20 protein-coding genes and 4 pseudogenes are annotated in these 25,765 nt (G+C 61.9%); 16 read left to right on the top strand and 8 right to left on the bottom strand.

Annotated features, from left to right (window positions below):
* Positions 1-2: 2 nt before the first annotated feature.
* Both B2D37_RS01640 and B2D37_RS01635 read right to left on the bottom strand, forming a co-directional pair.
* Positions 3-737 carry an ABC transporter permease subunit gene (locus tag B2D37_RS01640; protein ID WP_079201086.1) on the bottom strand — a complete coding sequence of 245 codons (735 nt, stop codon included), beginning with the start codon at positions 735-737 and terminating at the stop codon, positions 3-5.
* The gene (locus tag B2D37_RS01635) at positions 734-1,657 is read right to left on the bottom strand and encodes an ABC transporter ATP-binding protein (RefSeq protein WP_079201085.1); all 924 of its coding nucleotides are present in this window, start codon (positions 1,655-1,657) and stop codon (positions 734-736) included. Before B2D37_RS01635 ends, B2D37_RS01640 begins: the two co-directional genes overlap by 4 nt.
* 421 nt (positions 1,658-2,078) lie before the next feature.
* Here B2D37_RS01635 and plsB point away from each other — a divergent pair, with 421 nt between their 5' ends.
* A complete protein-coding gene (gene plsB, locus B2D37_RS01630) occupies positions 2,079-4,562 on the top strand; it encodes a glycerol-3-phosphate 1-O-acyltransferase PlsB (RefSeq protein ID WP_079201084.1) in 2,484 nt (827 codons plus the stop codon).
* A gap of 105 nt (positions 4,563-4,667) precedes the next feature.
* Here the strand turns inward: plsB and B2D37_RS01625 are convergent, their stop codons facing one another.
* On the bottom strand, positions 4,668-7,256 hold the full coding sequence (locus B2D37_RS01625) for an EAL domain-containing protein (RefSeq protein WP_079201083.1): 2,589 nt from the start codon (positions 7,254-7,256) through the stop codon (positions 4,668-4,670).
* Between B2D37_RS01625 and B2D37_RS22975 the strand changes: the two genes are divergently transcribed.
* Positions 7,255-7,443, top strand: coding sequence for a hypothetical protein (locus tag B2D37_RS22975; protein WP_154067026.1), 189 nt, complete (start codon positions 7,255-7,257; stop codon positions 7,441-7,443). The two genes, B2D37_RS01625 and B2D37_RS22975, sit on opposite strands and share 2 nt — an antisense overlap.
* A gap of 249 nt (positions 7,444-7,692) precedes the next feature.
* Here the strand turns inward: B2D37_RS22975 and B2D37_RS01620 are convergent, their stop codons facing one another.
* The gene (locus B2D37_RS01620) at positions 7,693-7,977 is read right to left on the bottom strand and encodes a hypothetical protein (protein ID WP_256573137.1); all 285 of its coding nucleotides are present in this window, start codon (positions 7,975-7,977) and stop codon (positions 7,693-7,695) included.
* Between the two features lie 284 nt (positions 7,978-8,261).
* Between B2D37_RS01620 and B2D37_RS01615 the strand changes: the two genes are divergently transcribed.
* Together B2D37_RS01615 and stpA are read left to right on the top strand one after the other, a co-directional pair.
* Positions 8,262-8,750 (top strand): GFA family protein, encoded by a 489-nt coding sequence (locus B2D37_RS01615; RefSeq protein ID WP_079201082.1) that lies wholly within the window; start codon positions 8,262-8,264, stop codon positions 8,748-8,750.
* Positions 8,751-8,837: 87 nt separating this feature from the next.
* Positions 8,838-10,130, top strand: a complete 1,293-nt coding sequence (stpA, locus tag B2D37_RS01610; protein ID WP_079201081.1) for a glucosylglycerol 3-phosphatase — start codon at positions 8,838-8,840, stop codon at positions 10,128-10,130.
* 165 nt (positions 10,131-10,295) lie between these two features.
* Here the strand turns inward: stpA and B2D37_RS01605 are convergent, their stop codons facing one another.
* From B2D37_RS01605 to B2D37_RS01595, 3 genes are all read right to left on the bottom strand, one after another.
* Positions 10,296-11,057: an ABC transporter permease gene (locus B2D37_RS01605; RefSeq protein WP_079201080.1), complete on the bottom strand. Its 762-nt coding sequence runs from the start codon at positions 11,055-11,057 to the stop codon at positions 10,296-10,298.
* A gap of 67 nt (positions 11,058-11,124) precedes the next feature.
* The gene (locus tag B2D37_RS01600) at positions 11,125-12,048 is read right to left on the bottom strand and encodes an ABC transporter ATP-binding protein (protein ID WP_079201079.1); all 924 of its coding nucleotides are present in this window, start codon (positions 12,046-12,048) and stop codon (positions 11,125-11,127) included.
* Positions 12,049-12,153: 105 nt separating this feature from the next.
* A complete protein-coding gene (locus B2D37_RS01595; RefSeq protein WP_079201078.1) occupies positions 12,154-13,047 on the bottom strand; it encodes a LysR family transcriptional regulator in 894 nt (297 codons plus the stop codon).
* A gap of 98 nt (positions 13,048-13,145) precedes the next feature.
* Between B2D37_RS01595 and B2D37_RS01590 the strand changes: the two genes are divergently transcribed.
* From B2D37_RS01590 to B2D37_RS01570, 5 genes and pseudogenes are all read left to right on the top strand, one after another.
* A complete protein-coding gene (locus tag B2D37_RS01590; protein ID WP_079201077.1) occupies positions 13,146-14,012 on the top strand; it encodes a pirin family protein in 867 nt (288 codons plus the stop codon).
* A 106-nt stretch (positions 14,013-14,118) separates the two neighbouring features.
* Positions 14,119-14,745 carry an isochorismate family cysteine hydrolase YcaC gene (gene ycaC, locus B2D37_RS01585; protein ID WP_079201076.1) on the top strand — a complete coding sequence of 209 codons (627 nt, stop codon included), beginning with the start codon at positions 14,119-14,121 and terminating at the stop codon, positions 14,743-14,745.
* Positions 14,746-14,842: 97 nt separating this feature from the next.
* Positions 14,843-15,268: an OsmC family protein gene (locus B2D37_RS01580; RefSeq protein WP_079201075.1), complete on the top strand. Its 426-nt coding sequence runs from the start codon at positions 14,843-14,845 to the stop codon at positions 15,266-15,268.
* A pseudogene (locus tag B2D37_RS01575) lies at positions 15,240-15,652 on the top strand (DDE-type integrase/transposase/recombinase); the annotation flags it as partial. The gene B2D37_RS01580 and the pseudogene B2D37_RS01575, both read left to right, overlap by 29 nt.
* Positions 15,653-16,086: 434 nt before the next feature.
* On the top strand, positions 16,087-16,509 hold the full coding sequence (locus tag B2D37_RS01570) for a PRC-barrel domain-containing protein (RefSeq protein ID WP_079201074.1): 423 nt from the start codon (positions 16,087-16,089) through the stop codon (positions 16,507-16,509).
* 281 nt (positions 16,510-16,790) lie between these two features.
* Here the strand turns inward: B2D37_RS01570 and B2D37_RS01565 are convergent.
* Positions 16,791-16,970 (bottom strand): annotated as a pseudogene (locus B2D37_RS01565) (transposase); the annotation flags it as partial.
* A 650-nt stretch (positions 16,971-17,620) separates the two neighbouring features.
* Between B2D37_RS01565 and nirB the strand changes: the two are divergent.
* The 7 genes and pseudogenes from nirB (at position 17,621) to B2D37_RS01535 (ending at position 25,070) form a co-directional block, all read left to right on the top strand.
* On the top strand, positions 17,621-20,179 hold the full coding sequence (gene nirB / locus B2D37_RS01560) for a nitrite reductase large subunit NirB (protein ID WP_079201073.1): 2,559 nt from the start codon (positions 17,621-17,623) through the stop codon (positions 20,177-20,179).
* On the top strand, positions 20,179-20,571 hold the full coding sequence (gene nirD, locus B2D37_RS01555; protein ID WP_079201072.1) for a nitrite reductase small subunit NirD: 393 nt from the start codon (positions 20,179-20,181) through the stop codon (positions 20,569-20,571). Before nirB ends, nirD begins: the two co-directional genes overlap by 1 nt.
* Positions 20,572-21,067: 496 nt before the next feature.
* Positions 21,068-21,523: a hypothetical protein gene (locus B2D37_RS01550; RefSeq protein WP_256573136.1), complete on the top strand. Its 456-nt coding sequence runs from the start codon at positions 21,068-21,070 to the stop codon at positions 21,521-21,523.
* A 14-nt stretch (positions 21,524-21,537) separates the two neighbouring features.
* Positions 21,538-21,666: pseudogene (locus B2D37_RS23490) on the top strand (hypothetical protein); the annotation flags it as partial.
* Positions 21,667-22,136: 470 nt separating this feature from the next.
* A complete protein-coding gene (locus tag B2D37_RS01545; protein ID WP_079201071.1) occupies positions 22,137-23,078 on the top strand; it encodes a LysR family transcriptional regulator in 942 nt (313 codons plus the stop codon).
* An 89-nt stretch (positions 23,079-23,167) separates the two neighbouring features.
* Positions 23,168-24,384, top strand: a pseudogene (locus tag B2D37_RS01540) (MFS transporter).
* Positions 24,385-24,563: 179 nt separating this feature from the next.
* Complete coding sequence (locus tag B2D37_RS01535; RefSeq protein ID WP_079201070.1) at positions 24,564-25,070, top strand: hypothetical protein; 507 nt, start codon at positions 24,564-24,566, stop codon at positions 25,068-25,070.
* The last annotated feature ends 695 nt before the right edge of the window (positions 25,071-25,765 follow it).

Here is a 25,765-nt window from a genome sequence, read left to right as displayed (position 1 = left end):
CCTCAATCGGCTTTCTTCAGGTCGATGACCACCGCCGTCGCGGCCAACCAGGCCGCGATCAGGGTGAGGAAATACAGCACGTCACGCAGGTCGATCACGCCCTTGCTGATGGCATCGAAACGGGTCAGGAAGCTCAGCGACGCCACCGCGTCGATCAGCCATTGCGGTGCCCAGCCACTGAAGCCGTCGAGCACCATGGGAAAGCCGCTGACGATAAACAGGAAGCACACGCTGACTGCCAGGATAAAGGCGATCACCTGGTTCTTCGCCAACGCCGACATGCACGAGCCGATGGCCAGATATGCACCGGCCAGCAACCAACTGCCGATGTAGCCGGTGGCAATGGCGCCGTTGTCCGGCTCGCCCAGGTAGTTGACGGTGATGATCATCGGGAAGGTCAGCAGCAGCGCCAGGCCGGCGAAGGCCCAGGCGGCGAGGAACTTGCCGGTGACCGCCTCGAAGCGGGTGATCGGCAAGGTCATCAGCAGCTCGATGGTGCCGGACTTGCGCTCCTCGGCCCACAGACGCATGGCGATAGCCGGCACTAGAAACAGGTACAACCAGGGATGGAAACCGAAGAACGGCGCCAGATTGGCCTGACCACTCTCGAAGAAACCGCCCAGGTAGAAGGTGAACACCCCGGACAGGACCAGGAAGATCACGATAAACACATAGGCCAGCGGCGTGCTGAAGTAGCTCGCCAGCTCGCGTTTGAACAACACCGGTAACTGCCTCATACCACCTCTCCACGCGTCAGGCGGCGGAACACTTCGTCCAGCCGGCCGCGCTCGACATTCAACTCCTTGACTCGCCAGCCGCGCTGAGCGATCAGCGCATTGACCTGCGCGAAGATCACTTCGCCCGGTTTGGCCAGCACGCTGAGGCTGTGCTCACGCTCGTTCTCTTCCACCGCGAGCACGCCCGGCAGGGCCGCCAGCGCCACCCGATCCAGTGGTTCTTCGGCCACCAGGGTGACCGCCTGGTGATAGCGCGAGCGGCTTTCCAATTCCAGCGGCGTGCCATCGGCGAGCAGCTTGCCGTGGGCGATCACCACCGCACGGGTGCACACGGCGGAAACCTCTTCAAGAATATGGGTGGAGATGATCACGATCTTGTCGTAGGCCAGGCTCTGGATCAGCTTGCGTACCTGGTGCTTCTGGTTCGGATCAAGGCCATCGGTGGGCTCGTCAAGGATCAGTACCTTGGGGTCATGCAGGATCGCCTGGGCTAGCCCGACCCGGCGCTTGAAGCCCTTGGACAGGGTCTCGATGGACTGTTCGAGGACATTTTCCAGCTCGACCTGAGCCACTGCCTTGGCCACCCGTTGACGTTTCGCCGCACCCTTGAAGCCGCGCACCTCGGCGATGAAGTCAAGAAAACCGCGCACCGTCATGTCGCCATAACAGGGCGCGCCTTCCGGCAAGTAACCGATCTGGCGCTGGGCCTTGAGGGTATCTCTCTGGATATCGAAGCCGAGAATGCTCGCCGTACCGGACGTTGGCGCGAGAAAACCGGTGAGCATCTTCATGGTGGTGGATTTGCCGGCACCGTTCGGGCCGAGAAAGCCCAACACTTCCCCCCGCTCGACGCTGAAGGACAGGTCGTCCACCACCGTGTGCTGTGCGAAACGCTTGGTTAGATTGCTTATCTCGATCATGGTCCCTCACCAGTGCGCTAACAGATCCTGCTCGCGGCCCGTATAGAGCAGCGAAACGGCCTTTAAATGCCGGCGGGACTATAAGGAGTCGGGCACCGACAGCGCAAGCCAAGAACCCGCAAGGCATGCCCCTGACGCAAGATTGCTCCGCAGGAGGGGTTAGCCGCCCAGGCGCTGGCTGCCAAGTGTGCATTGCAAGCGCGGCGTAACCCAGCATGGCGGCGGGCCTGCTGACACCCTGCTGGCTTACCCGGCGTCTTCAACCCAGGTTTGCTTCAGGCACGCGCCCCTCCGCCGACCTGCGCGGCCCGGCCCAACGCTTCAACCCATCGGCCCATGACAAGCTTTTGCCGGCACGCCAGCGATCCGGCACACTAGCCGCCCCGAGCAATTGCTCGTTTGCACAGTCAGCAGACTCCGTATGACCCGCTCCCCGTTTCGCCGCCTCGTGTTCGGTACCCTGCGCCGCCTGCTGTACCTCTGGGTGCGTTCGGAAACCATCAACCAGTCGGCCTTCACCCTCAAGCTCGACCGCAGCAAGCCAGTGTTCTATGTGCTGCAACTGCCGTCCTTGAGCGATCTGGCGGTGGTCGATACGGAATGTCGCAAGGCCGGCCTGCCGCGCCCGATATTGCCGGTCGCGGTGGGCGATCTGCTGGAGCCGGCGGCGTTCTTCTACCTGACCCCGGAGCCGGACTGGCTCGGCCGCCAGGACAAGCGCGGCATAGCGCCGACCCTGCAACGCCTGATCAGCGCCCTTAGCCAGCATGCCGTGGACGATGCCCAGATCATCCCGGTCAGCGTGTTCTGGGGCCAGTCGCCGGATCGGGAAACCAGCGCCTGGAAGCTGCTGTTCGCCGACAGCTGGGCGGTCACCGGTCGTCTGCGCCGGTTGGTGAGCATCCTGATTCTGGGGCGCAAGACCCGCGTACAGTTCTCCACGCCGATTCACCTGCGCGAGCTGGTCGAGCAGGACAAGGGCCACGAGCGCACCCTGCGCATGGTTCAGCGCATCCTGCGCGTGCACTTTCGCAACCAGAAGGCCGCGGTCATCGGCCCGGATGTGTCGCACCGGCGCAACCTGGTCAAAGGCCTGGTGCACGAACCGCAGGTTCGCCAGGCGATCATCGAGCAAGCCGAGCGCGACAACATCAGCCTGAAAAAGGCCGAAGCCATGGCCCTGCGCTACGGCAACGAAATCGCCTCGGACTACACCTACACGGTGATCCGCTTCCTCGAACTGCTGCTCAGCTGGTTCTGGAACAAGATCTACGACGGCATCAAGGTCAATCACATCGAAGGCGTACAGGAGGTCGCCCAGGGTCACGAGGTGATCTACGTGCCCTGCCACCGCAGCCATATCGACTACCTGCTGCTGTCCTACCTGCTGTTTCGCAACGGCCTGACCCCGCCGCATATCGCCGCCGGGATCAACCTCAACATGCCGATCATTGGCGGCCTGCTGCGCCGTGGCGGCGCCTTCTTCATGCGCCGCACCTTCAAGGGCAACCCGCTGTACACCGCGGTGTTCAACGAATACCTGCACAGCCTGTTCAGCAAGGGCTTCCCGGTCGAGTACTTCGTCGAAGGCGGCCGCTCGCGCACCGGCCGCATGCTCCAGCCGAAGACCGGCATGCTCGCCATCACCCTGCGCAGCTTCCTGCGCAGCCACCGCCTGCCAGTGGTCTTCGTGCCGGTGTATGTCGGCTACGAACGGGTGCTGGAAGGCCGCACCTACCTGGGCGAACTGCGCGGGGCGAGCAAGAAGAAGGAGTCGATCTTCGACATCTTCAAGGTCATAGGCGCGCTCAAGCAGCGCTTCGGCCAGGTCTGGGTGAATTTCGGCGAGCCAATCAAGCTGGCCGAGTTCCTCGACCAGCAACAACCGGACTGGCGCAGCCAGGACCTCGCCCCGCATTACCGGCCAAGCTGGCTGAACGAGGCCACCAGCAAGCTCGGCCAACGCGTGGCGCAACACCTCAACGAAGCGGCGGCGATCAACCCGGTCAACCTGGTGGCCCTGGCGCTGCTGTCCACCAGCAAGCTGGCCCTGGACGAACCCGCCCTGGCGCGGGTGCTGGATCTCTACCTGGCGCTGCTACGCCGCGTACCCTACTCGCCGCACTGCACCCTGCCGGAGGGCGACGGCCAGGCGCTGATCGAGTACGTGCAGGGCATGGGCCTGCTGGCCGAACAGCGCGATGCGCTGGGCAAGATCCTCTATCTGGACGAGCACAACGCCGTCCTGATGACCTACTACCGCAACAATGTGCTGCACATCTTCGCCCTGCCCGCGCTATTGACCAGCTTCTTCCAGAGCAGCGCGCGGATCAGCCGCGAACAGATCCTGCGCTATACCCGCGCGCTCTACCCCTACCTGCAAGCCGAGTTGTTCATGCGCTGGAGCCTGGACGAGCTGGACGCCGTGGTCGACCAATGGCTGGCCGCCTTCGTCGAGCAGGGCCTGCTCACCTTCGAGGCCGACGTCTATGTACGCCCGCTGCCCAGCTCGCGGCATTTCGTCCTGCTGACCCTGCTCTCGCGCACCATCGCCCAGACCCTGCAGCGCTTCTACATGGCCACCGCCCTGCTGCTCAATGCCGGCCAGCACGCGATCAGCGCCGAGGAACTGGAAGACCTGTGTACCGTGATGGCCCAGCGCCTGTCGATCCTGCATGGCCTCAACGCCCCGGAATTCTTCGACAAGAGCCTGTTCCGTCACTTCATCCAGACCCTGCTCGACCAGCGCGTGCTGCGCCAGGACCCGGCCGGCAAACTCAGCCACCACCCGCTGCTCAACGAACTCGCCGAAGGCGCCGCCAAGCGCGTGTTACCGGCAGAGATTCGCCTGTCGATCCGTCAGGTGGCCATGGACAGCAGCGAGGATGTGCCGGAGCCGGTTTAGCCGGGTGCCGGGCCGCCCCTCCTACAGAGTCGTGCGGCACCGGCCGCGGGGACCATCGCTGAGCAGCATAAAGCTTGTTGCAGCCTCACGATCAGCCACCCCAGTTCATGCACCTTGCTCCTGGCACGCCAGGGCACTGCGCAGCAGGGCCGGCTGCATCGGCCGATCGAGGAAATAGCCCTGGGCTTCCTCGCAGTCGTATCGCTGGAGAATATCGAGTTGTTCTTGCGTCTCCACTCCCTCGGCCGTCACGGTCAGGGAGAGCGCCCGGCCGAGTCCGATGATCGCCTTGATGATTGCCTGGCTGCTCTCGCAACCGTCCAGGTCGGAGACGAAACTGCGATCGATCTTCAACCCATCGAAAGGGAATGTGCGCAGATAGCCGAGGGACGAATAGCCGGTGCCAAAGTCATCCATGGACAGCCTGACGCCCAAGTCCTTGAGTGCCTGCATGATCACCAGCGCGCCCTCGGCATCCTCGAGCAAGACACTCTCGGTGAGCTCCAATTCCAGTCTCGACGGCGGCAGGCCGGTTTCGGCAAGGGCGGCCGTCACCCGCGCCACCAATTGCCCATGCTGGAACTCCACCGACGAGAGATTCACCGAAACGATCAGCTCCTCGCTCCAGCTCATGGCTTCCATGCAGGCGGCATGCAACACCCAGGAGCTCAGGGGCACGATCAAGCCGGTGGTCTCGGCGATTGAAATAAAGCTATCGGGGCTTAACAGTCCGCGTTGCGGGTGCTGCCAGCGAACCAGCGCCTCGGCCGCTACCATGCGCTTGCTGTTGACGCTGTAACGGGGCTGCAGGAGCAGGCGCAGCTCGTCGTGTTGCAAGGCCTGGCGCAAATCGTGTTCGAGCTGACGGCGCTCGACGACCCGCTCGTTCATGTCGCTGGCATAAAAACACCAGGTATTGCGCCCGGCCCCCTTGGCCTCGTACAGCGCGATATCCGCATAGCGGAGCAACTCGTCCGCCTGGGCCGCGTCGGTGGGCGCCATGGCCACACCAATGCTGGTGCCAATAAAAATACTGTGGTTATCGATCTCGAATGGCCGTTCGATGCTGGCGATCAAACGCTCGCACAGGTGCTCCACTTCCTCCTGAGCAGATATGCCACTGACAATCAGAATGAACTCATCACCGCCCAGGCGGGCAACCAGATCGCCCTCGCGCAGGCACAGGCGCAAGCGCCGGGAAACCTCGTTGAGCACCCGGTCGCCGACCTCATGGCCGAAAGAGTCGTTGACTGGCTTGAAACGGTCGAGGTCGAGGCTGAGCATGACCAGCGGATTTTTCGCAGTGGGCAGCGCCTTGAGCTTGCCCTGGAGGAATTCCTGCATGCGGTTGCGGTTCGGCAGGCCGGTCAGCGCATCATGCAGCGACAGGTGTTCGATGCGCGCCCGCGCCTCGACCTCTTCGGTGATGTCGCTGACGGTACCGCGGTAACCGCCGCTAACCTGCGCATCGGCAACGGCTCGCATGGAGAGTCGACAGGTGCGCAGACGGCCATCCTGGGCGCGGTAATGACATTGCCGGGTGCCATCGGATGCCCTGCTTTTGCGCTTGCTCAGCCAGATGGATAGACCACCGGGACACTCGATGAGCTCATCGAGCTGACGCCCCAACCAGTCGCTCTCGGCATGCCCGGTCACCACCTGAAAGCGTGCGGAAAGGTAGGTCAGACGCAGCTCGGTATCGACCTCCCAAATCCAGTCCGAGGCGGCTTCGGCGACATCGCGAAAGCGCGCCTCGCTGGCCGCCTGGGCCAGTTGGCTGGTGTACAGGGAGGCATAGCTGGCATCCATCTCGCACGCGGAAGCCATGGCCCGGCGCAGGGTCAACCAGGTGACAAACGCAAAAATGCTCCCGGCCAAGGCCAGCAGCGGCAGAATCAGGTAAAGCAACTGATCACCAGGCCGGGCCGGCTGCCAACGCAACAGCACCTGCTCGCCGTTGCTGGTGGCCAGGCCCAACGATGGCGCGCCTGGCGCATCGACAGCAGCGTTAGCCACATGCAGCTTGTCGATACCGAAACTCTCTCCAAGCGCCTGCAGCTTGTCCGGCCCGAGCAGATCGACGAAGAGCAATACGGATGTCGGACCCGGTACTTCGACTGTCTGCGGATCGCCACCGGGGGTAAGGCCAGCGGCAGCAACCAGCGCCGGCTGACCGGCTATTTGCGCGAAGCCAACGACCGGCTCTGCATCCCCGGCCTGCTCACGCGCCTGCGCGAGTAGGCCGGCTATGTCTTGCGGGAGCCATTGCTGCACCGAGGTTGCCACACGCTGCCCGTCGACCACCGCATAAGAGGTAGTGCCGTCGGCAGCGACGACAAACACACCCTCAAAGGCGAAATCATCGAACAGGCCGGCTCCCATGTTCTGCCGCGTATAGGCCCACTCAAGATCGACTGCGGCATGCAGATTTTGGTAAGCATCCCCCCAAAAGGCGTAGTCGCTGATAATCGTCAGCATCGACTTCTCGCGTGCCTGGGTGGCCTTTTCCACATAGAACCGGCTTTGTTCGAGCGCCCGAGTGTTCTGCTGCAGCGCAATCTGCACCAACGCCGCACTGGCCACGACGAACAGCACCAACAGTAAGGCTGAGAGAAGCAGCAACGCCCGGCGGGTGGCACTCGAATTGGCGACGCCGATGCTCGGTTGACGGGACAGTTCTGCTGTTGGCGACATGAAAACCCTCGAGCGGTTGTTGGAACGGCGCACAGCTGATGTACATCAAGAGATGCTCGAGCGCAAAGGCATTGTGCCATCATCCCTGTTAACACCAGCAGCAAAGCGTCCCAGCGCACTCATTCGACTGTGCCACAGTGTTGCCAAAGCTGTTGAGCAAATCGTCAACGAACGTCATGTGCTGTAGCTCGGACCGCGCCGGCGCAGCGCAGCCAAGCTGCGGGGTCTTGGGCTTTATCTGCAAGTTGATGGGCACAACACCGCCGACGCTTCGCGGAGAAAGCGGGGCGCTACAGGCAAGAGCGCGCCAGAATCGGGCAGCGCGGTGGCGCAGGAGAAAGTCCGTCGTTATGGCTGCCCTGCTGTTGCAGCATCTCAGTCGATGCCGATCAAACGCGAACCAACGGGGTTGATTCAGCAAGACATCGACCGCCCGCTATTCGGAAATCTGCCGGATATCCAGCAGCACCCACACCTCGTAGCCCTTGGCGCGTGCGGATTTTTCGGCCTCGAGCTGAGCGGTCAGCGTGCTGATCGAACTCGAACGATGCTCGAAGCGGAAAGTCGGGCCACCGTTCTTGCGCACGCTCAGTTCGACGAGCGTGTAACTGGACGCTGGTTTTGGCTTTGACTGTGATTGTGACTGGGGTTGTTTCGGTAGAGCTAGGTCGAGGCCGAGGGCACGGCGCATCTCGCCTTCGGAGAGGTTGGTTTCGGTCAAGCTAGAGCCCTATTGCAATTATGCGTGTCATTGTTGAGCAGGACTTTGCAGGACATTCGCGACAAAGTGCTGCGAGGACGGCGAATCTCGCCGATACATCGCAAGTCAAAGTAGATAGTGACACGTCGCCATAAAGAAGTGGATACACAGAACGTTATCTAGCCCGACTTGCGAGTTGCGCCGCCACTCAACCCGACCAACGGACTCGCGCCACGCCAGGCAAAGATTGTCTAGGCTGTAATTGCCGATCTTGCCAACGCAGTCATCTTGTCTGGAGGCTCGCCATGCAACTCCAAGGTTCCTGCCATTGCGGTGCGGTGGTGTTCAGCCTGAGCAGTGCCCACCCTTATCCCTACCAGCGTTGCTACTGCTCGATCTGCCGTAAAACCCAGGGCGGCGGCGGTTACTCGATCAACCTCAGCGGCGCTGCACACAGCCTGATAGTCACCGGGCGCAAGCAGGTCGCCATCTATCGCGCCAAGATCAAGCGCGAAGGCGAGCGCCGCGCCCATACCAGCAGTGCCGAGCGGCATTTTTGCCGACTCTGCGGCAGCGCCCTGTGGCTCTTCAGCCCAGAGTGGCCGGAGCTGATTCACCCCTTCGCCTCGGCTATCGACACGCCGCTGCCGGTGCCCCCGGAACACACCCACCTGCTGCTCGACTCGAAAGCGCCCTGGGTCGAAGTCAATGAGCGCCCCGGCGATCAACTATTCGACGGCTACCCAGAAGAATCCATCGCCCAGTGGCATGAACGCCTTGGCCTGAGTCGCTGACGGCTGGCCAGCCCCGATCCTGGCAAGTGCCCGACGCCTCCCGGCGGCAGGTTTGGTCGACCCCGGCAGTGCGGGTAAGATGGCGGCATGATTAAACCCAGCCCAACGTTTTCACTCGATCATGAGCGCCTGCTCGACGCCCTCGTCGCCACCGACAAACTGCTGATCATTCAGGACTTGGACGGCGTCTGCATGGGCCTGGTGCGCGACCCGCTGACCCGGACCATCGAGCCGCGCTATGTGCAGGCGGCCCGTCAGCTGGCGGGACACTTCTTCGTCCTGACCAACGGCGAACACATCGGCAGGCGCGGGGTGAACGGCATCGTCGACAACGCCCTCGCAGCCCCCGCCCAGGCCCGCGAGCAAGGTCTCTACCTACCGGGGCTAGCGGCCGGCGGCGTACAGCTGCAGGACCGCCACGGCAAGGTTTCCCACCCTGGCGTAAGCGCGGCGGAACTGGCCTTTCTGCAGACGCTACCGGGCAAGGCCGAGCGCTTTCTCGGCGAACTGCTGGGCGCACCGCCCTATACGCTCGCCGCATCCGAGATCGCCGCCCTGGTTGGCGCCAGCGTACTGGACAACCTCGCCTCACCGACCCTCAACATCAACAGCCTCTACCAGCATTTCAGCGAGCAACCGGCGCTCTACCAGCAGTTGCAGCACGCCGTCGAAGGCTTCATGGCGCAGCTGCTGCAACAGGCCGCCGCCTGTCAACTGCAGGCGTCCTTCTTCGTCCACTACGCGCCCAATCTCGGCAGCGACGCCCAGGGCCTGGAACGGGTCAAATACAGCACTGGCGACAACGCCGGCACCACCGATTTCCAGTTCATGCTCAAGGGGGCGATCAAGGAAGTCGGCGTACTGGTGATTCTCAATCACTACTATCACCAACACACCGGGCACTACCCGCTGGGTGAAGACTTCAACGCCCGCCAGGCCCCGCGCGAGCGCGACGCGCTGTTGCAACTGGCGCGCGAGCGCTTCGACCCGGCGCAGATGCCGCGCATCGTCGGCGTGGGCGACACGGTCACCTCGGCCTCCCGTACGCTGGATGGCCAGACCGAGCAACTGCGCGGCGGCAGCGATCGCGGCTTCCTGACCCTGGTGCAAGAGCTGGGCAAGGCCTTCGACAGCGACAACTGCGTGGTCTATATCGACAGCAGCGGCGGCGAAGTCGATCGCCCGGGCCTGGATGCGGCGCACCTGCAGCGCAGGGCGAGCGAGCCGAGCCTGCAACCCTGGCCGGCTGCTGAAGGTATCAGCGACCCCGCCGACCCACTCGATCTGGATGTGGTGTTCTGTGCTGGCCATGGCCAATACGTCACGTTTTTCTGCACCCTGGCCGAGCGCTACGCGGGGCGTAGCCGGGCTGCCCAGTGAATGTCCTTGAAGTGGCCAACGCAGCCGCCTGCAGTGAATCGGACGCTCAGAGGCTGTGAAAATATCGACCGCCGTCGCGAGACCGTCTCCAGGCGTTCGCAGCGCGCAACGCCGCAGCGGTCGTTTGGAGGCGGCCGCAGTAGGCGAGAGTTTTTTCACAGCCGCTCAACTCTTCAGCCGGTAACCGGTCTTGAAGATCCAGCCAACGGTGAGCACGCACAGCAGCAGGAAGGCGAAGATCATGCCCAGGCTGAGCACCACGTTAACGTCGGAGACGCCGTAGAAGCTCCAGCGGAAGGCGCTGATCAGGTACACCACCGGGTTGAACAGGGTGATGGTCTGCCAGGTGGGCGGCAGCATGCTGATCGAGTAGAAACTGCCACCGAGGAAGGTCAGCGGCGTGACGATCAGCGCCGGGACTATCTGCAGTTTCTCCCAGCCGTCGGCCCAGACGCCGATGATGAAACCGAACAGGCTGAAGGTCAGCGCGGTGAGCACCAGCAAGGCCAGCATCCAGACCGGATGAAGAATCTCGAAATCGACGAACAGCCGCGCCGTGACCAGAATCACCAGCCCCAGCACGATCGACTTGGTCGCCGCTGCGCCGACATAGCCGAGCAGAATTTCCAGGTAGGACACCGGTGCCGAGAGCAGCTCGTAGATGCTGCCGGAATACTTGGGCATATAGATGCCGAAGGAGGCGTTGGAGATGCTCTCGGTGAGCAGCGCCAGCATGATCAGCCCCGGCACGATGAAGGCGCCGTAGCTGACCCCGTGCACCTCGGTCATGCTGCTGCCGATGGCCGAACCGAACACCACGAAGTACAGCGAGGTGCTGATCACCGGGGTGGCGATGCTCTGCAACAAGGTGCGCCAGGTGCGCGCCAGCTCGAACAGGTAAATTGCCTTAATGGCATAAAAATTCATACACGCACCTCATCAGGTTGTTCATCCGCTATTGCGCTCGGCCATGCGGCGTTGCTCATTACGCGGCTCAACGACCTGATACCAAATTAACGAAAATATCTTCCAGCGAACTCTGGCTGGACTGCAGATCCTTGAAGTCGATGCCGTGCTGGGCCAGGTCCTTGAACAGTTCGGCGATGCCGGTGTGCTCGCGCTGGGCGTCGAAGGTGAACACCAGAGCGTGGCCTTCATCGGCCAGCTCCAGCGCATGGCCGGTGAGTTCGGCGGGTATGCTCGCCAGCGGCTGCTGCAGGTGCAGGGTCAGCTGCTTCTTGCCGAGCTTGTGCATCAGCACCTGCTTGTCCTCGACCAGGATGATCCGACCCTGGCTGATCACGCCGATGCGGTCGGCCATCTCCTCGGCCTCCTCGATGTAGTGGGTGGTGAGGATGATGGTCACCCCGCGGGCGCGCAGGCCGCGGACCATGGCCCACATGTCGCGGCGCAGTTCGACGTCGACCCCGGCGGTGGGTTCGTCGAGAAACAGGATCTGCGGCTCATGCGACAGCGCCTTGGCGATCATCACCCGGCGCTTCATGCCGCCGGACAGCTCCATGATCTTGGCGTCGCGCTTGTCCCACAGCGACAGGTCGCGCAGCAGGCGCTCCAGGTAGGCCGGATCGGGCTTCTTGCCGAACAGGCCGCGGCTGAACTTGACCGTCGCCCAGACCGTCTCGAACACGTCGCTGACCAGTTCCTGGGGCACCAGGCCGATCTGCGAGCGGGCCGCGCGATAGTCCGTAATGATGTCGTGACCGTCGACCAGCACCCGCCCGCCGCCCGGATTGACGATGCCGCAGATGATGCTGATCAGGGTGGTCTTGCCGGCGCCGTTGGGGCCGAGCAAGGCGAAAATCTCGCCCTGGCGGATCTCCAGGTCGATGCTTTGCAGCGCCGGATGGCCGGAGGCGTAGGTCTTGCTCAGTTGCTGGATGGAGATCACCGGTTGCACGGGATGGCCTTGCCTGGAAGAGAGAGAGGCAGAGTGTAAGTAACTTGGGGTGGGGTGAGGCAAGTGCCACCTGGTTTGCATCCGGCCAAGCGCCCGCGAGCGGGCTCAGGACAAGGGCAGCTGCTCGGCGAAAAAATCGATCAGGCTGCGCACCGAGGGCAGCAAGCCGCGGCGCGAGGGGAACAGCGCATGCACCACGCCACAGCGCGGCGCCCACTGCGGCATGATGTCGAGCAACCGACCTTGCGCCAGTTCCTGCTCGACCACCATGCACGGCAGCTGCACCAGGCCAACGCCGCGTAGCGCGGCCTGCAGCAGGGTCGTCATGTCGTCGCTGATCAAGCGCGGTTGGTGCCTGACCTCGGCCATGGCCCCATTGGGACCCTCCAGTCGCCACAGATGTTCGCCCGGTTGCCGCCAGTCCAGGCTGGGCAGGCCACTCAGGTCGGCGGGCAGTAAGGGCAAGGCGCGGCCCTTGAGCAACTCGGGGCTGGCGACCAGTCGCTGGGGGCTGTCGGCCAGCACGCGCATCACCAGGTCGCTGTTTTCCAGCGGCGGGAAACGCACGCGCAGGGCCAGGTCGAGGCCTTCGCCGATCACGTCGACGTGCCTGTTGGTGGCATCCAGATGCACCTGGACTTTGGGATTGAGGACCATGAAGCGGCCGATCAGGTCGCCAATCCGGTACTGCAGCAGGGTGGTCGGGCAGCTCATGCGTACGATGCCCTGGGGTTCCGAGCGCGTGCGTTCGATCACCTCCCGCGCGGCTTGCGCCTCGATCAACATGGCCAGGCAGTGCCGGTAGTACTCCTGACCGATCTCGGTGACCGAGAAGTGCCGCGTCGTGCGCTGCAGCAGGCGCACGCCCAAGCGTTCCTCAAGCAGGGCAATCCGTCGGCTGAGTTTGGACTTGGGTGTATGCAGCGCCCTGCCTGCCGCCGCGAAACCGCCGTGTTCGACGACTTGGGCGAAGTAGTAGAGGTCGTTGAGGTCGTCCACCAGTGTTCTCCTTATAGAACGCTGCGACTGATTTACTCAGTCTACCGGGATAGCTGTTGCACTCCTAAGCTGTTCTCCATACACAGAGGAGGCGTCTCATGAAAAAAATTCTTGGCCTTTACAGCAGCCCCAAGCAGCACTGGGTCGGTGACGGTTTTCCGGTTCGCTCGCTGTTTTCCTATGACAGCCTGGGCCAGCACATCAGCCCGTTTCTGCTGCTCGACTATGCCGGTCCGCATGAGTTCGCCCCGACGCAGCAGCCGCGCGGCGTCGGCCAGCATCCGCACCGCGGTTTCGAAACCGTGACCATCGTCTACCAGGGCGAACTGGAGCACCGTGACTCGACTGGCAGCGGCGGTCTAATCGGCCCTGGCGACGTGCAGTGGATGACCGCCGCCTCAGGAATTTTGCATGAAGAATTCCACTCCGCCGCGTTCACCGAGCAGGGCGGCACCCTGGAGATGGTGCAGCTGTGGGTCAACTTGCCGGCCCGCGACAAGCTGGCCGCGCCGGGCTACCAGACCCTCCTCGATCAGGACATCCCGCTGGTGCCGCTCGACGACGGCGCCGGTTCCCTGCGCCTGATCGCCGGCGAGTTTGCCGGGCAACAGGGGCCGGCCCGCACCTTCACCGCCATGGACGTCTGGGATATCCGCCTGAATGCCGACAAGCCGCTGGCCTTGCGGGTTGTCGAGGGGCGCAGCACGGCGCTGATCGTGTTGCACGGCACGCTGCTGGTGAATGGTAACCAGTTGGTCAGGGAGGCGCAGATGGTGCTGCTCGACCGCGCCGGCGATGAGCTGTTGCTGGAAGCCAACAACCAGGCGCTGGTGCTGCTGCTCAGTGGCGAGCCCATCGATGAGCCGGTGGTCGGTTACGGCCCCTTCGTGATGAACAGCCGGGCCGAAATTGCCCAGGCGGTTAAGGATTTTCAGAGCGGCTCGTTCGGCCAACTACCGGCCTAACGGTCCTGCGCCGACGCTCACAGCGCCTCGGTTGAGTGAGCACCGTAGCCCGCACTCCCGCGCGCCACTGGCCGCTCGGCCTTTACCCAAGCAAGAGGACATCAGCATGAGTACTCCCTACAAGCGTCTCGACAAGGACCAGGCCGCGGTCCTGCTGGTCGACCACCAGACCGGCCTGCTGTCGCTGGTGCGCGACATCGACCCGGACAAGTTCAAGAACAACGTATTGGCCCTGGCCGACCTGGCCAAGTACTTCGAACTGCCGACCATTCTCACCACCAGCTTCGAGAACGGCCCCAACGGCCCCTTGGTGCCGGAGCTCAAGGAGCAGTTCCCGGATGCGCCCTATATCGCCCGCCCCGGCCAGATCAACGCCTGGGACAACCAAGACTTCGTCAAGGCGGTGAAGGCCACCGGGCGCAAGCAGCTGATCATCGCCGGGGTGGTCACCGAAGTCTGCGTGGCTTTCCCGGCGCTGTCGGCGATCGAGGCCGGTTTCGAGGTGTTCGTGGTCACCGACGCCTCCGGCACCTTCAATGAGATCACCCGCCACTCGGCCTGGGACCGCATGTCCGCCTCCGGCGCCCAGCTGATGACCTGGTTCGGCCTGGCCTGCGAGCTGCACCGCGACTGGCGCAACGATGTCGAGGGGCTGGGCGCGCTGTTCTCCAACCATATCCCCGACTACCGCAACCTGATCAACAGCTACAGCACACTGACCGCGGGCAAGTAAGCGCGCCGGCAAGGGCTGCACTGCGCAGCCCTTGATCTTTGCGCCACTTACAGCTGTTCTTAACAGCCTTGGCAGTCCAGTTGAATAGGAGTTTGCAATGAGCGCAGCGTCAGTCACGGCCTCCCTCGGCGGGCCGGCCTATCAGGTCAAACTTAGCGCTGGCGTGCACCAGTGGCTGGGTGACGAACCTGAGGCACTCGGCGGTGGCGACACCGGGCCTTCGCCCCATCAGTTGCTGCTAGCGGCCCTGGGTGCTTGCACCTCGATCACCATCGCCATGTACGCGCAACGCAAGGGCATACCGCTGCAGGCCATCGATGTGCAACTGAGCCTGCTGCAAGCGCCCAGTGCGCAGCATCCGCAGACCCGCATCGGTCGCGACATCCACTTGTCTGGCGAGCTGAGCGATGCGCAGCGCCAGCGCCTGCTGGAAATTGCCAACGCTTGTCCCATCCATAAGCTGCTGAACGGCGAGATCCTGATCGACAGCCAGCTGGTCAATGGCGCCGAACATCCCCGCTGAACTGGTATGTAGTGCAATGCAGCTGGCGGTTGCTCAGCGTCAACCGCCACCCGGCTTGATCGCCCACTCGGATCGCGGCAGCCAGTACGCGAGTGCGAGCTACAGAGCGCTGCTGGTAAGAAGTGACATGCAGCAAAGCATGAGCCGTACAGGTAACTGCGGGGATAACGCAGTGATGGAGCGCTTCTTCCTGAGCTTGAAAATGGAGCGGGTATGGCGACGTGATTATGCTAACCATGCCGAAGCGATACGCGACATCACTGAGTAGATCGTTGGGTTTACAACAACGAACGGTTGCACTCGAAACTGGGATATCTGCCACCGACCGTTTACGAACGGGCGATGGCGTCAAAATCACCTATCGAGGTGTCCGGAATTAGTTGACCACTACACCGCACTAACCCAAGGGTGAAGGTGACGCCCGTGCCACCGTCAAAGGAAAGATGATGAGGCGGACGTCCACGTCAGGGAAAATCGAACACAAATGGTGAAAAAGACGGTCTTTGAACCTATCGAAACCCGAAGAACGATAGGACAACCAGGACGATCACAATCACCCCTACGATGTAGACGATGTTATTCATAATATCCACCTCTCAACCTGAACAGAATTGCGCCATTAGGCGTCGCAAATACATTGTACGGCGCCTCTGCTTGCAACTCCGTTCGACAACACACATAGCCCCGTTCTTCATTCGCAACGTGCACTGACGTACAGACCGTCCCGGGCTTTGCCTACAGCATGAACAGTCGCACCGCCGAAACCTTGGTTTGACGCTGCGCTCGATTGATCCCGTGGATATTGCCAGGAGCAGCACATGAACTATGAAGAACGTGACACCTATGGCATGTACAAGGTCACCGACGGCGTTGCGACCGGACCGGGACCTCGGCTGATGGGGGCAGACACCCTCATCGGAAATGACGTCTGCAACCGGAAGGACGAAGATTTGGGTGACATCAAGGAGATCATGCTGGACGTGAGCAGCGGTCAGGTGGCCTATGCGGTGCTGTCCTTCGGTGGGGTTCTCGGCATGGGCGAGAAGCTGTTTGCCGTGCCGTGGAGCGCATTGACCCTCGATACAGTGAATAAACGCTTCGTGTTACGCGTCGACAAGGAACGCCTCACCGATGCGCCTGGATTCGACAAGGACAAGTGGCCTGATATGCAGGATCCGACCTGGAGTAAGGACATCCATGCTTACTACGGCACGACGCCGAATGCGGATGACCGGTTTTAGGACGACCCGCTATGCACCATGACGCCAAGGCCCTTTGCGTAAGGTGCTCAGCAAGCGTCGAGGGTGGCGCGGGGCAAGGAAGAAGGACAACCGGGATGGCGCTTGTAGACATGGGGCCTGGGGTGAGAAAGGCGAACGTCTGCTTCAGGCCTGGCAGCCTCTCGGACGTGAATTCATGAGCGGGGCATCAAGAGTGAGGCGAAGCAATTTGCCTCACTCTTTAGGTATTTCCAGGCATTTTTGTCCCGAGCTTCCTGGGTTCGAGCGGATTTAGTTCACTCTTACCCGGATTGGACGGATTTGTGGCGCAAAACCGCCATGCGTTTCAAATTCCAGAGCAGACAGGCCAGGCGCCATTCCCCGCTCACCTTGCCCTCGCCCCGCAGCAGGAACTGACGAAAGCCCATCACCGACTTGATGATGCCGAACACCGGCTCCACCGTCTGTTTGCGCAGGGCATAAATCCGAAAAGGGGATTTTTTAGGCAATGACTCAGGCACATAAATCCCTGTTTATTTAAGTGACCACGCCCCCCCGAAGTGGGCCTGCTCTCTATGATCCGCTTCTGCCACCCGTCCCCCCGGTAAATGCAGCCTGTTCAGCCGCCTGGAGCATCGTGCGAGGCCCGGTCGGGCGTGGCCATGCACGACCGAAGCGCCAGACCGCCCGCCTGAAACGCCCCAAAAAAGGGACCAGGCCACCCGCCCGCACTCTTATGGTTCACCGCCCTGCGCCTGGGCGATGACCACGAGGAAGCGAATGGACGCCAGCGGGATCACCTCGCCATCGCCCGCCAAGGCCCGCGCTGTCTCTGCTTGGCCAATCCGCCAGTCACGCGTTGCCGGCTTCTACGACCCAGGCCGGATGTCGGCACGAAACCTGCTAATGCTCTAGCAACCCCTGCCAAAACCTCCGGCAGGACATCCCACATGGTCACCGCCGACCATCGGCCTGCACAGGCACAGGATGGGTGAAACGGACAGCGCGGTCCGGCACTTCACCCCACACACCCCATGAATACCAGGCAAAGACGCCTGGAGCTGGCAGACAGCTCCAGGCGTTTTTTTTTGCTGGCCGTGCCCCTGGCAACGGCTTTGACTGAGGAACGGCTATGAACTCTCTCGTCACTCCGATCAAGCGCGACACCTTGATTGTCATCGGCAACGGCATGGTCGGCCATCATTGCGTCGAGCAACTGATCGAACAGGGCGCCCTCGCCCTGTATGACGTGCATGTGTTCGGTGAAGAGCGCCAGCGCGCCTACGACCGCGTGCACCTGTCCGAGTATTTCGGCGGTCGCGATGCCGAGTCCCTGGCCCTCGGCGAGCCCGATCTCTATGCCCAGCACGGCGTGCAGTTGCACCTCGGCGTGCAGGTGCTGGAAATCGACCGCGAGCGCAAGCAAGTGCTGACCAGCGCCGGGCGCCAGGCCTACGACCGCCTGGTGCTGGCCACCGGTTCCTATCCCTTCGTGCCGCCGATCCCCGGCGCCGAGGGCAATTCGCGGCTGGTCTACCGCACCCTCGACGACCTCGACGCGATCCGTGCGGCAGCAGCCAATGCCCGCCGTGGCGTGGTGGTCGGCGGCGGTTTGCTCGGCCTGGAAGCGGCCAACGCCCTGAAGTCCCTGGGTCTCGAAGCCCACGTAGTCGAATTCGCGCCGCGCCTGATGCCCGTACAACTGGATGCCGAAGGCGGCGCCGCGCTCAAGGCGCGCATCGAAGCGCTGGGCGTCGGCGTGCACCTGTCGCGCGCCACCCAGGAAATCGTCCCCGGCGAGGAATACGCCTACCGGATGAACTTCAATGACGGTGAATTCCTCGAAGCCGACCTGATCGTGTTCTCCGCCGGCATCCGCCCGCAGGACGCCCTCGGCCGCAGCGCCGGGCTGGAGATCGCCGCGCGCGGTGGCCTGGTGGTCGACAATGACTGCCGCAGCAACGACCCGGACATCTTCGCCATCGGCGAATGCGCCTCCTGGAACGGCAGCATCTTCGGCCTGGTCGCGCCGGGCTACAGCATGGCGCGCAACGTGGCCAGCCAGTTGGCGGGCGGCGACTACCAGCCCTTCACCGGCGCCGACATGTCGACCAAGCTCAAGTTGCTCGGCGTCGACGTCGGCTCCATCGGCGATGCCCACGCCGCCACCCCCGGCGCCAAGAGCTACCGCTTTATCGACGAAGCCAGCGCCAGCTACCGGCGCTTGGTGGTATCCGCCGATGGCAAGCAGGTGCTCGGCGCGGTGCTGGTCGGCGACAACAGCTACTACGACACCCTGCTGCAATACGCGCAAAACGGCATCAAGCTGCCAGCGGACCCGTCCGGCCTGATCCTGCCGCAGTCCGAGGGCGCGCCGACCCTGGGCGCCGACGCCCTGCCGGACAGCGCGACCATCTGCTCCTGCCACAACGTCAGCAAGGGCGCGGTGTGCTGCAAGGTCGAGGCCGGCGTCACCGATCTCGGCGAACTCAAGGCGCAGACCAAGGCCGCCACCGGCTGCGGCGGCTGCAGCGCGCTGCTCAAGCTGGTCTTCGACAACGAGCTAAGCGCCCGTGGCGTCGCCGTCGACAAGAGCATCTGCGAGCACTTCGGCCACACCCGCCAGGAGCTTTACGCCATCGTCCGGGTCGAGGGCGTCATCAGTTTCGAGGAGCTGCTGGCCAAGCACGGCCGCGGCCATACCGGCTGCGACATCTGCAAGCCGGCGGTGGGCTCGATCCTCGCCTCGTGCTGGAACCAACCGATCACCGATTCGTCGTTGCTGCCGCTGCAAGACACCAACGACACCTTCATGGCCAACATGCAGAAAAACGGTACCTACTCAGTGGTGCCGCGCATCGCCGGCGGCGAGATCACCCCGGACAAGCTGATCGCCCTCGGCGCCGTGGCGAAGAAATACGACCTCTATACCAAGATCACCGGCGGCCAGCGCATCGACCTGTTCGGCGCCCAGTTGCACCAGTTGCCCGACATCTGGGGCGAGCTGATCGAAGCCGGCTTCGAGACCGGCCACGCCTACGGCAAGTCGCTGCGCACGGTGAAATCCTGCGTCGGCAGCACCTGGTGCCGCTACGGCGTGCAGGACAGCGTCGGCATGGCCCTGCGCCTGGAAGACCGCTACAAGGGCCTGCGCTCGCCGCACAAGATCAAATTCGGCGTCTCCGGCTGCACCCGCGAATGCGCCGAGGCGCAGAGCAAGGACATCGGCGTGATCGCCACCGAGAACGGCTGGAACCTCTATGTGGCCGGCAACGGCGGCATGCGCCCACGGCATGCCGAGCTGTTCGCCACCGACCTGGACGACGCCAGCCTGATCCGCACCATCGACCGTTTCCTGATGTTCTACATCCGCACCGCCGACAAGTTGCAGCGCACCTCGGTCTGGCGCGAAAGCCTGGACGGCGGCCTGGACTACCTCAAGGACGTGATCATCGACGACAGCCTGGGCCTTGGCGCCGAGCTGGAAGCGCAGATGCAGTTGGTGATCGACCGCTACGAATGCGAGTGGGCCAACGCCCTGAAAGATCCGGAGAAGCTCAAGCGCTTCCGCACCTTCGTCAACGACGAACGCGGCGACCCGGACATCCACTTCGTCAAAGAACGTGGCCAGCGCCGTCCGGTGCATGCCTCTGAACTCCACCTGATCCCTGTTACCGAGGAGCTGCGCTGATGAGCCAGTCGAATGTAGTGCATGCCGAGTTCCGCCACGCCGCACCAAGCCCCGCCGCCTGGCGCGCGCTTTGCAGCCGTGCAGATCTGGTCGCCAACTCCGGCGTGGTCGCCTGGCACGACGGCGCCCAGGTCGCCCTGTTCCACCTGCCGCACACCGCCGAGGGTGAGCAGCTCTATGCCATCGACAACCGCGACCCGAAATCCGGCGCCAACGTCATCGGCCGCGGTATCGTCGGCCAGCTCAAGGGCGACCTGGTGATCGCCTCGCCGCTGTACAAGCAGCACTTCCGCCTGGCAGACGGCAGCTGCCTGGAATACCCCGAGCAAAGCCTGCGCGTGTGGCCGGTGCGCCTGAACGGCGATGCGGTAGAAATCGGCCTGTTTGATTGAGGCGCCCGGCTCAGCCTTTGAGCCGGCTGCCACCTTTATCCAACAGCCGGGCGTTCGCGCCAAGGCATGCACAACGCGATGATCCGTAGGATGGCTCGTAGGGCGGCCTCGGAGCGCAGCGACAGCCCGCCAGCTTTATGCCGCACCGTTTAACCAACGGTGCACTGCCTGCGGCGAGTGACACCCTACAAATTGCGGCCTATCCCAGACTCTGTGGTCTGTCCGTAGGGCGTCCGGGCGGCGCTTCGCTCGGAGCGCAGCGACAGCCCGCCAGCTGTGTGCCGCGCCGATTAACCCTGGTGCACTGCCTGTGGGTTGGGCGGCTCGGGCGGCGATCCGTTCGGAGCGCAGCGACAGCCCGGCAGCCGTGTGCCGCGCCGATTAACCATCGCTGCACTGCCTGCGGCGAGTGACACCCGACAAACCGCATCCGCAGATCACTTTCGCGACAAAGCAGATAGGCAATATCGAGCTCGGATCGCTATGCTTGCAGCCCATGACGCCCTCTCCCCAGATCCGCCAACCCTGCCCACCCGGTGCCTGCGACTGCGGGCTCGAACAGCTGCTGGCAACAACCGACGGCGACCTGCGCATCCTGCGCCTGACCCGCCAGGAAGAAAAACGCCTGCTCGAGCGCCTGGAAAACATCGAAAGCCTGAACGACCTGGAAAAGCTGCAACAGCGCATGTACGAACAACTCGGCATCCGCCTGGCCGTCGCCCCAGGCTTCAACGAAGTGCGCAGCATGCGCGGCATCGCCATTCATATCGACCAACTGCCGGGGCTCTGCCGCAAAACCCGCCAGTCGCTGCCAACCGCCATCCGCCGCGGCCTGGAGAAACACCCGGAAATCGCCTACCGGCTGCTCGATGCCCATGACCTGTTTAGGATATTTGAGGGGGGGGGGGGTGGTTGGAAACGATCAAGGGGAGCCAGTTTTCGCAATAAATAAATCTGTCCCCTTTTTCCCATTTCCTGACCAAAACCTTGCCTAGAGTCAGCACTGAAATGAGCCTGCACGTGCTCGCCTACAATATGAAGCGGGTTATTAATATATTGGGTAGCGCAGCGTTGATGGAGGCGATAACTGCCTAAGGCTTGATGCCTTTTTGGCCCGTCAGGCGCCTATACAGCAGGTTTCTTGTACCGAACCAGCCAGAAAGTCCCTGAGTCGCCACACTCGACCTCGGAGGCCACTGACCTGCTCTTTGTCGCATTCAAGGCTCGTCCTGCCAGCTAAAAATCAGCCGCGCTGTTTTTACACACTCTGGGCCAGAAGCGGTCACTAGTTGAGTTGCCTACGAAGCCCAGGCCGATTCAGGGCCTCATCGACAGGCACCCGCCTCCACCCACTTTTTCCGTTCGAATTTATCTAGGACATCAAGGACTATTAACTTAGAGCTTCGGATGCAGCACGCTATGAAGTCCAAGCAATGGAAGCCATTGTGATGGACCTGCACGGCAGTATCCGAACGTATCGCGAAGCACGACAGCCAAAAATCCGCGGCACTGATCAACAATGCACCTGACTTAATTACCTACCCACGATTAGCCAAGGCCATAGCGTGTTCTCCTCTGAGCGTTTGAAAGGCATCGATGTATTTGTCAGCGTCGCCGAACTCGGTAGCTTTACTGCGGCGGCCGATCGCCTGAGTTTGTCCAGTTCGGCGGTGAGCAAAGGCATTGCGCGACTGGAAAGCCGCCTGGGCATTCGCCTTTTTGAGCGCACCACGCGCCGACTGGCGTTGACGGATGCGGGTACAGCTTTCTACCGAACCTGCACCCGGGTGCTCGCCGATCTGGAAGAGTCGGAGCTAGCCCTGCATGCTGAGTTCTTCGAGCCACGCGGGCGTATTCGAATCGACCTGCCCGCCTCATACGGACGCATGCACGTGCTGCCGGTGGTTCTGCAATTCGTAAAGCAGCATCCGTTGCTGATGCCGCATATTTCCTTCACCGATAGCTTTGTCGACCCGGCCGATCAGGGCATCGACATACTGGTGCGGATCGGTGGCTCGGATGTTTGGCCGGCTAGCTTGGGTCACCGCTACCTGGGCGCCGAGCGGCTGATCTACTGCGCAGCGCCCGAATACCTGTCCAGGCGTGGTACGCCAGCAAGCGAAGCAGAGCTTGAGCAGCACGACTGCGTGCTCTACGGCCATAGCGATGGCCAGGTCAACCCCTGGTATCGAAAGGGGCCTCAGCCGGGCGACAAGAAGCGCCGAATCATGCCGGTGCGAATCGCTGTTGGTGATGGCGAGGGTGAGGTGCTAGCCGTTTTGGCGGGCTATGGCATTGCGCAACTACCCACCTGGTTGGTGCAAGAGCATTTAGATAGCGGCGCACTCATCGAGGTGATGCCGCAACTGGCCACTGACGGCCTGCCGATGAACCTGGTCTGGCTGAAGAAGCGCGAAGCGCTGCCCAAGGTCAGCGCCTTGCTGGAAGTACTCGCGACCTGCCTGTCTCCGGCTGGCCATTCCTTACCCGCGCAAGCAGATAAGTGAATATAATTCAGTAATATCCATAAATAACGCCAGTAATAGCAATCCAAAGAACCAATATCATGACGCCCTCCTTAAAGAAGAGCGACGTCATGAGTGTTATCGAATCACCCCGACCACTGGTTATATCTGCTGCTGGCTCCACGCTAAGCATCGCCATCCTGGCCATTTCAGCATTTCTGATCGTGACCACGGAATTTCTGATTATCGGCCTGCTGCCGGCCTTATCCCGTGACCTTGGTATTTCAATTGCCGCAGCCGGGCAGTTGGTCACGCTGTTCGCCTTCACCGTCATGCTCTCTGGCCCACCGCTGACTGCCGCCCTCGCCCACTTGGACAGAAAGAAGCTGTTCATCGCAATCCTACTGGTCTTTGCTTTTGCCAATGGCCTGGCGGCACTGTCATCGAACATCTGGGTACTGGCGATTGCGCGGTTTATTCCGGCGCTGATGCTGCCGGTCTTCTGGGGCACTGCCAGTGAAACAGCAGCCCAACTGGCCGGCCCAACCAAGTCTGGCCAAGCCATAGCCCGGGTCTACCTGGGTATCACCGCTGCGCTGCTACTGGGAATTCCTCTGGGTACTCTGGCTGCTAACGGCATCGGCTGGCGAGGAGCCTTCTGGTTATTGGCAGGACTGTCACTGGTGATGGCCGTTGCCATGGCGGTCTATATGCCTAAAGTCGTGCGCTCCGAGCGAGTCGATTTCCTTAAGCAAGCGCGCATCTTTAAAGAGCCGCTGTTTCTGGCTAACGTCGTGCTGTCGATCATCATCTTCAGCGCCATGTTCGTTGCCTACACCTACCTCGCAGGCATCCTAGAGCGTGTGGCCGGCGTGGCCCTGCACACGTCGGCTGGTGGATGATGGGCTTCGGCGCCATAGGCCTGATTGGCAACTGGATCGGCGGCAAAGCAGTAGATCGTTCACCTCTCAAAGCCACGGCCTTGTTCGTTGGGCTACTTGCGCTGGGCATGGCAGCAGTTACTCCACTGGCAGGAGCAGGCTTACTCGTCTGTATCGCGCTCGCACTTTGGGGGATCGCTAACACAGCGCTATATCCAATCTGCCAGGTGCGTGTCATGAATTCTGTAAGCCACTCCCAGGCGCTCGCGGGGACGACCAACGTTTCGGCGGCTAACGCCGGGATAGGTATCGGCGCGACTATTGGAGGTTTGACTATTCAGACAGCAGGGATAGCCAGCGTGGGTTATTTAGCAGCGGCTGTTGCGGGTGTTGCGTTGGTCATGATTCCGTTCGTGAGCCGATTAGCAAAGCCATTTCAGAATCAGGGCAAGGCTCACAACAATTGACTGCCCTGCGTGAAAGGTGGACATGAGCTGGAATCTAAGTGGAATAGCAGCTGTCGGCCAAAAGCAGCCATCAAAAGTGGCGACGAAACTAGGGGCGATTCACATCGACGGTGTAGCTACAATGCGTCAATGCGCTTTCTCGATTAAGCGACCTGAACCTATTACAGGATGGAAATACCATGGACGGCCAGAATGTTGAATTACCTCCACCAAGCCTGCGCCCAGACGAGACGGTCCAGAAACTTCTGATATCCACCACGAGTCGATTTGTCGCTGAGTTTGATGAACCGCATATTCTGATCACTCATGCGTGGCCGGCATTCAGCAAAAGATCGCCGATCCCCAGGAGCCTCGAAGGGCCAGCCTCCCGAAACGCCTTCATGGCAGTTATCCGTACAGAGCCCTACGAGAAGGCTGCAGGGGTAATCGTTCCCGACTACTCCTGGGTAGGGGACATGCTTTGCGAGCTGTTGGCACTGCTTTACGGGAAACGTTTCGATAGTCACGGCCCCGCCGAGGGGACCGGCATTTTTATGGTTCCTGATACCTCCCACTTCGAGACGCTCTGCGATCACCGTTTACCTTTCAACAGCCATAAACTACGCGCGGACGCACCTATCCCGCTCGATCTTCGTGAGCTCAAGCGAATAGTGCCTCTCATAAGCGATGGTTGGACTGATGACTGAGGAAAAGGGGACAGATTTATTTTCCATATCTTCACGGCCTGACCGCCCGCTTCTGACCGATATCTGCCAGTGACCACCGTCCTCTGTAGCTCAACGCCAGCCTGTCGCGAAGAGTAGAAGTCGTCTAATACAGACAAAGAACATCACGCGCTCGTAGGTTGCCCATAGCGAAAGGCTTACACGCATTGGCTGCGATATCCTCTGTTGAGGCTTCGCCATTGCACCTAACCTACATACATCAACTGCAGCGCAGGACGCGCTGAGGATCACGGAAGATCGACCATCGCCTGGAAGGCTGCTGACAGGATGTCGGAATGGTCTTGAAAAAACCCGCTTCGGCGGGTTTTTTGTTGCCTTCATAAAAGTGACCGATTGATTCTGGCCCGCACCTGCCGCCCCCAACCCGCTACGCGCGCCCTCACATTCGTGCAGAAAATCCACCCCACTGCCCTGCCCGCTCAATCGCGGTCCATGCCACGGGAAGCAACAGGGGGCAGACCACGATTAATTTCGCTTCTGCTTGATCATTTCAGCCAAAACCGTCGTCTGCCCAAAATTGTCCATGCTCAGCTACTACCGCCAGCGGTCCTTCGCGAATGCGACCGTGAGGCGAAAATCAAGGGTTTACCCGAAGTTGTTTGACACCGAGAGCCGGAAAATCGCCGTGCTGATATCCCAGGTCGGCTTGCGATGGC

It is taken from the genome of Pseudomonas sp. CC6-YY-74, from assembly GCF_002025205.1.
Lineage (GTDB): Bacteria > Pseudomonadota > Gammaproteobacteria > Pseudomonadales > Pseudomonadaceae > Aquipseudomonas > Aquipseudomonas paeninsulae.
Note: the sequence above shows the minus strand (reverse complement) of the source record. Positions and strands in the feature narration are given on the sequence as shown.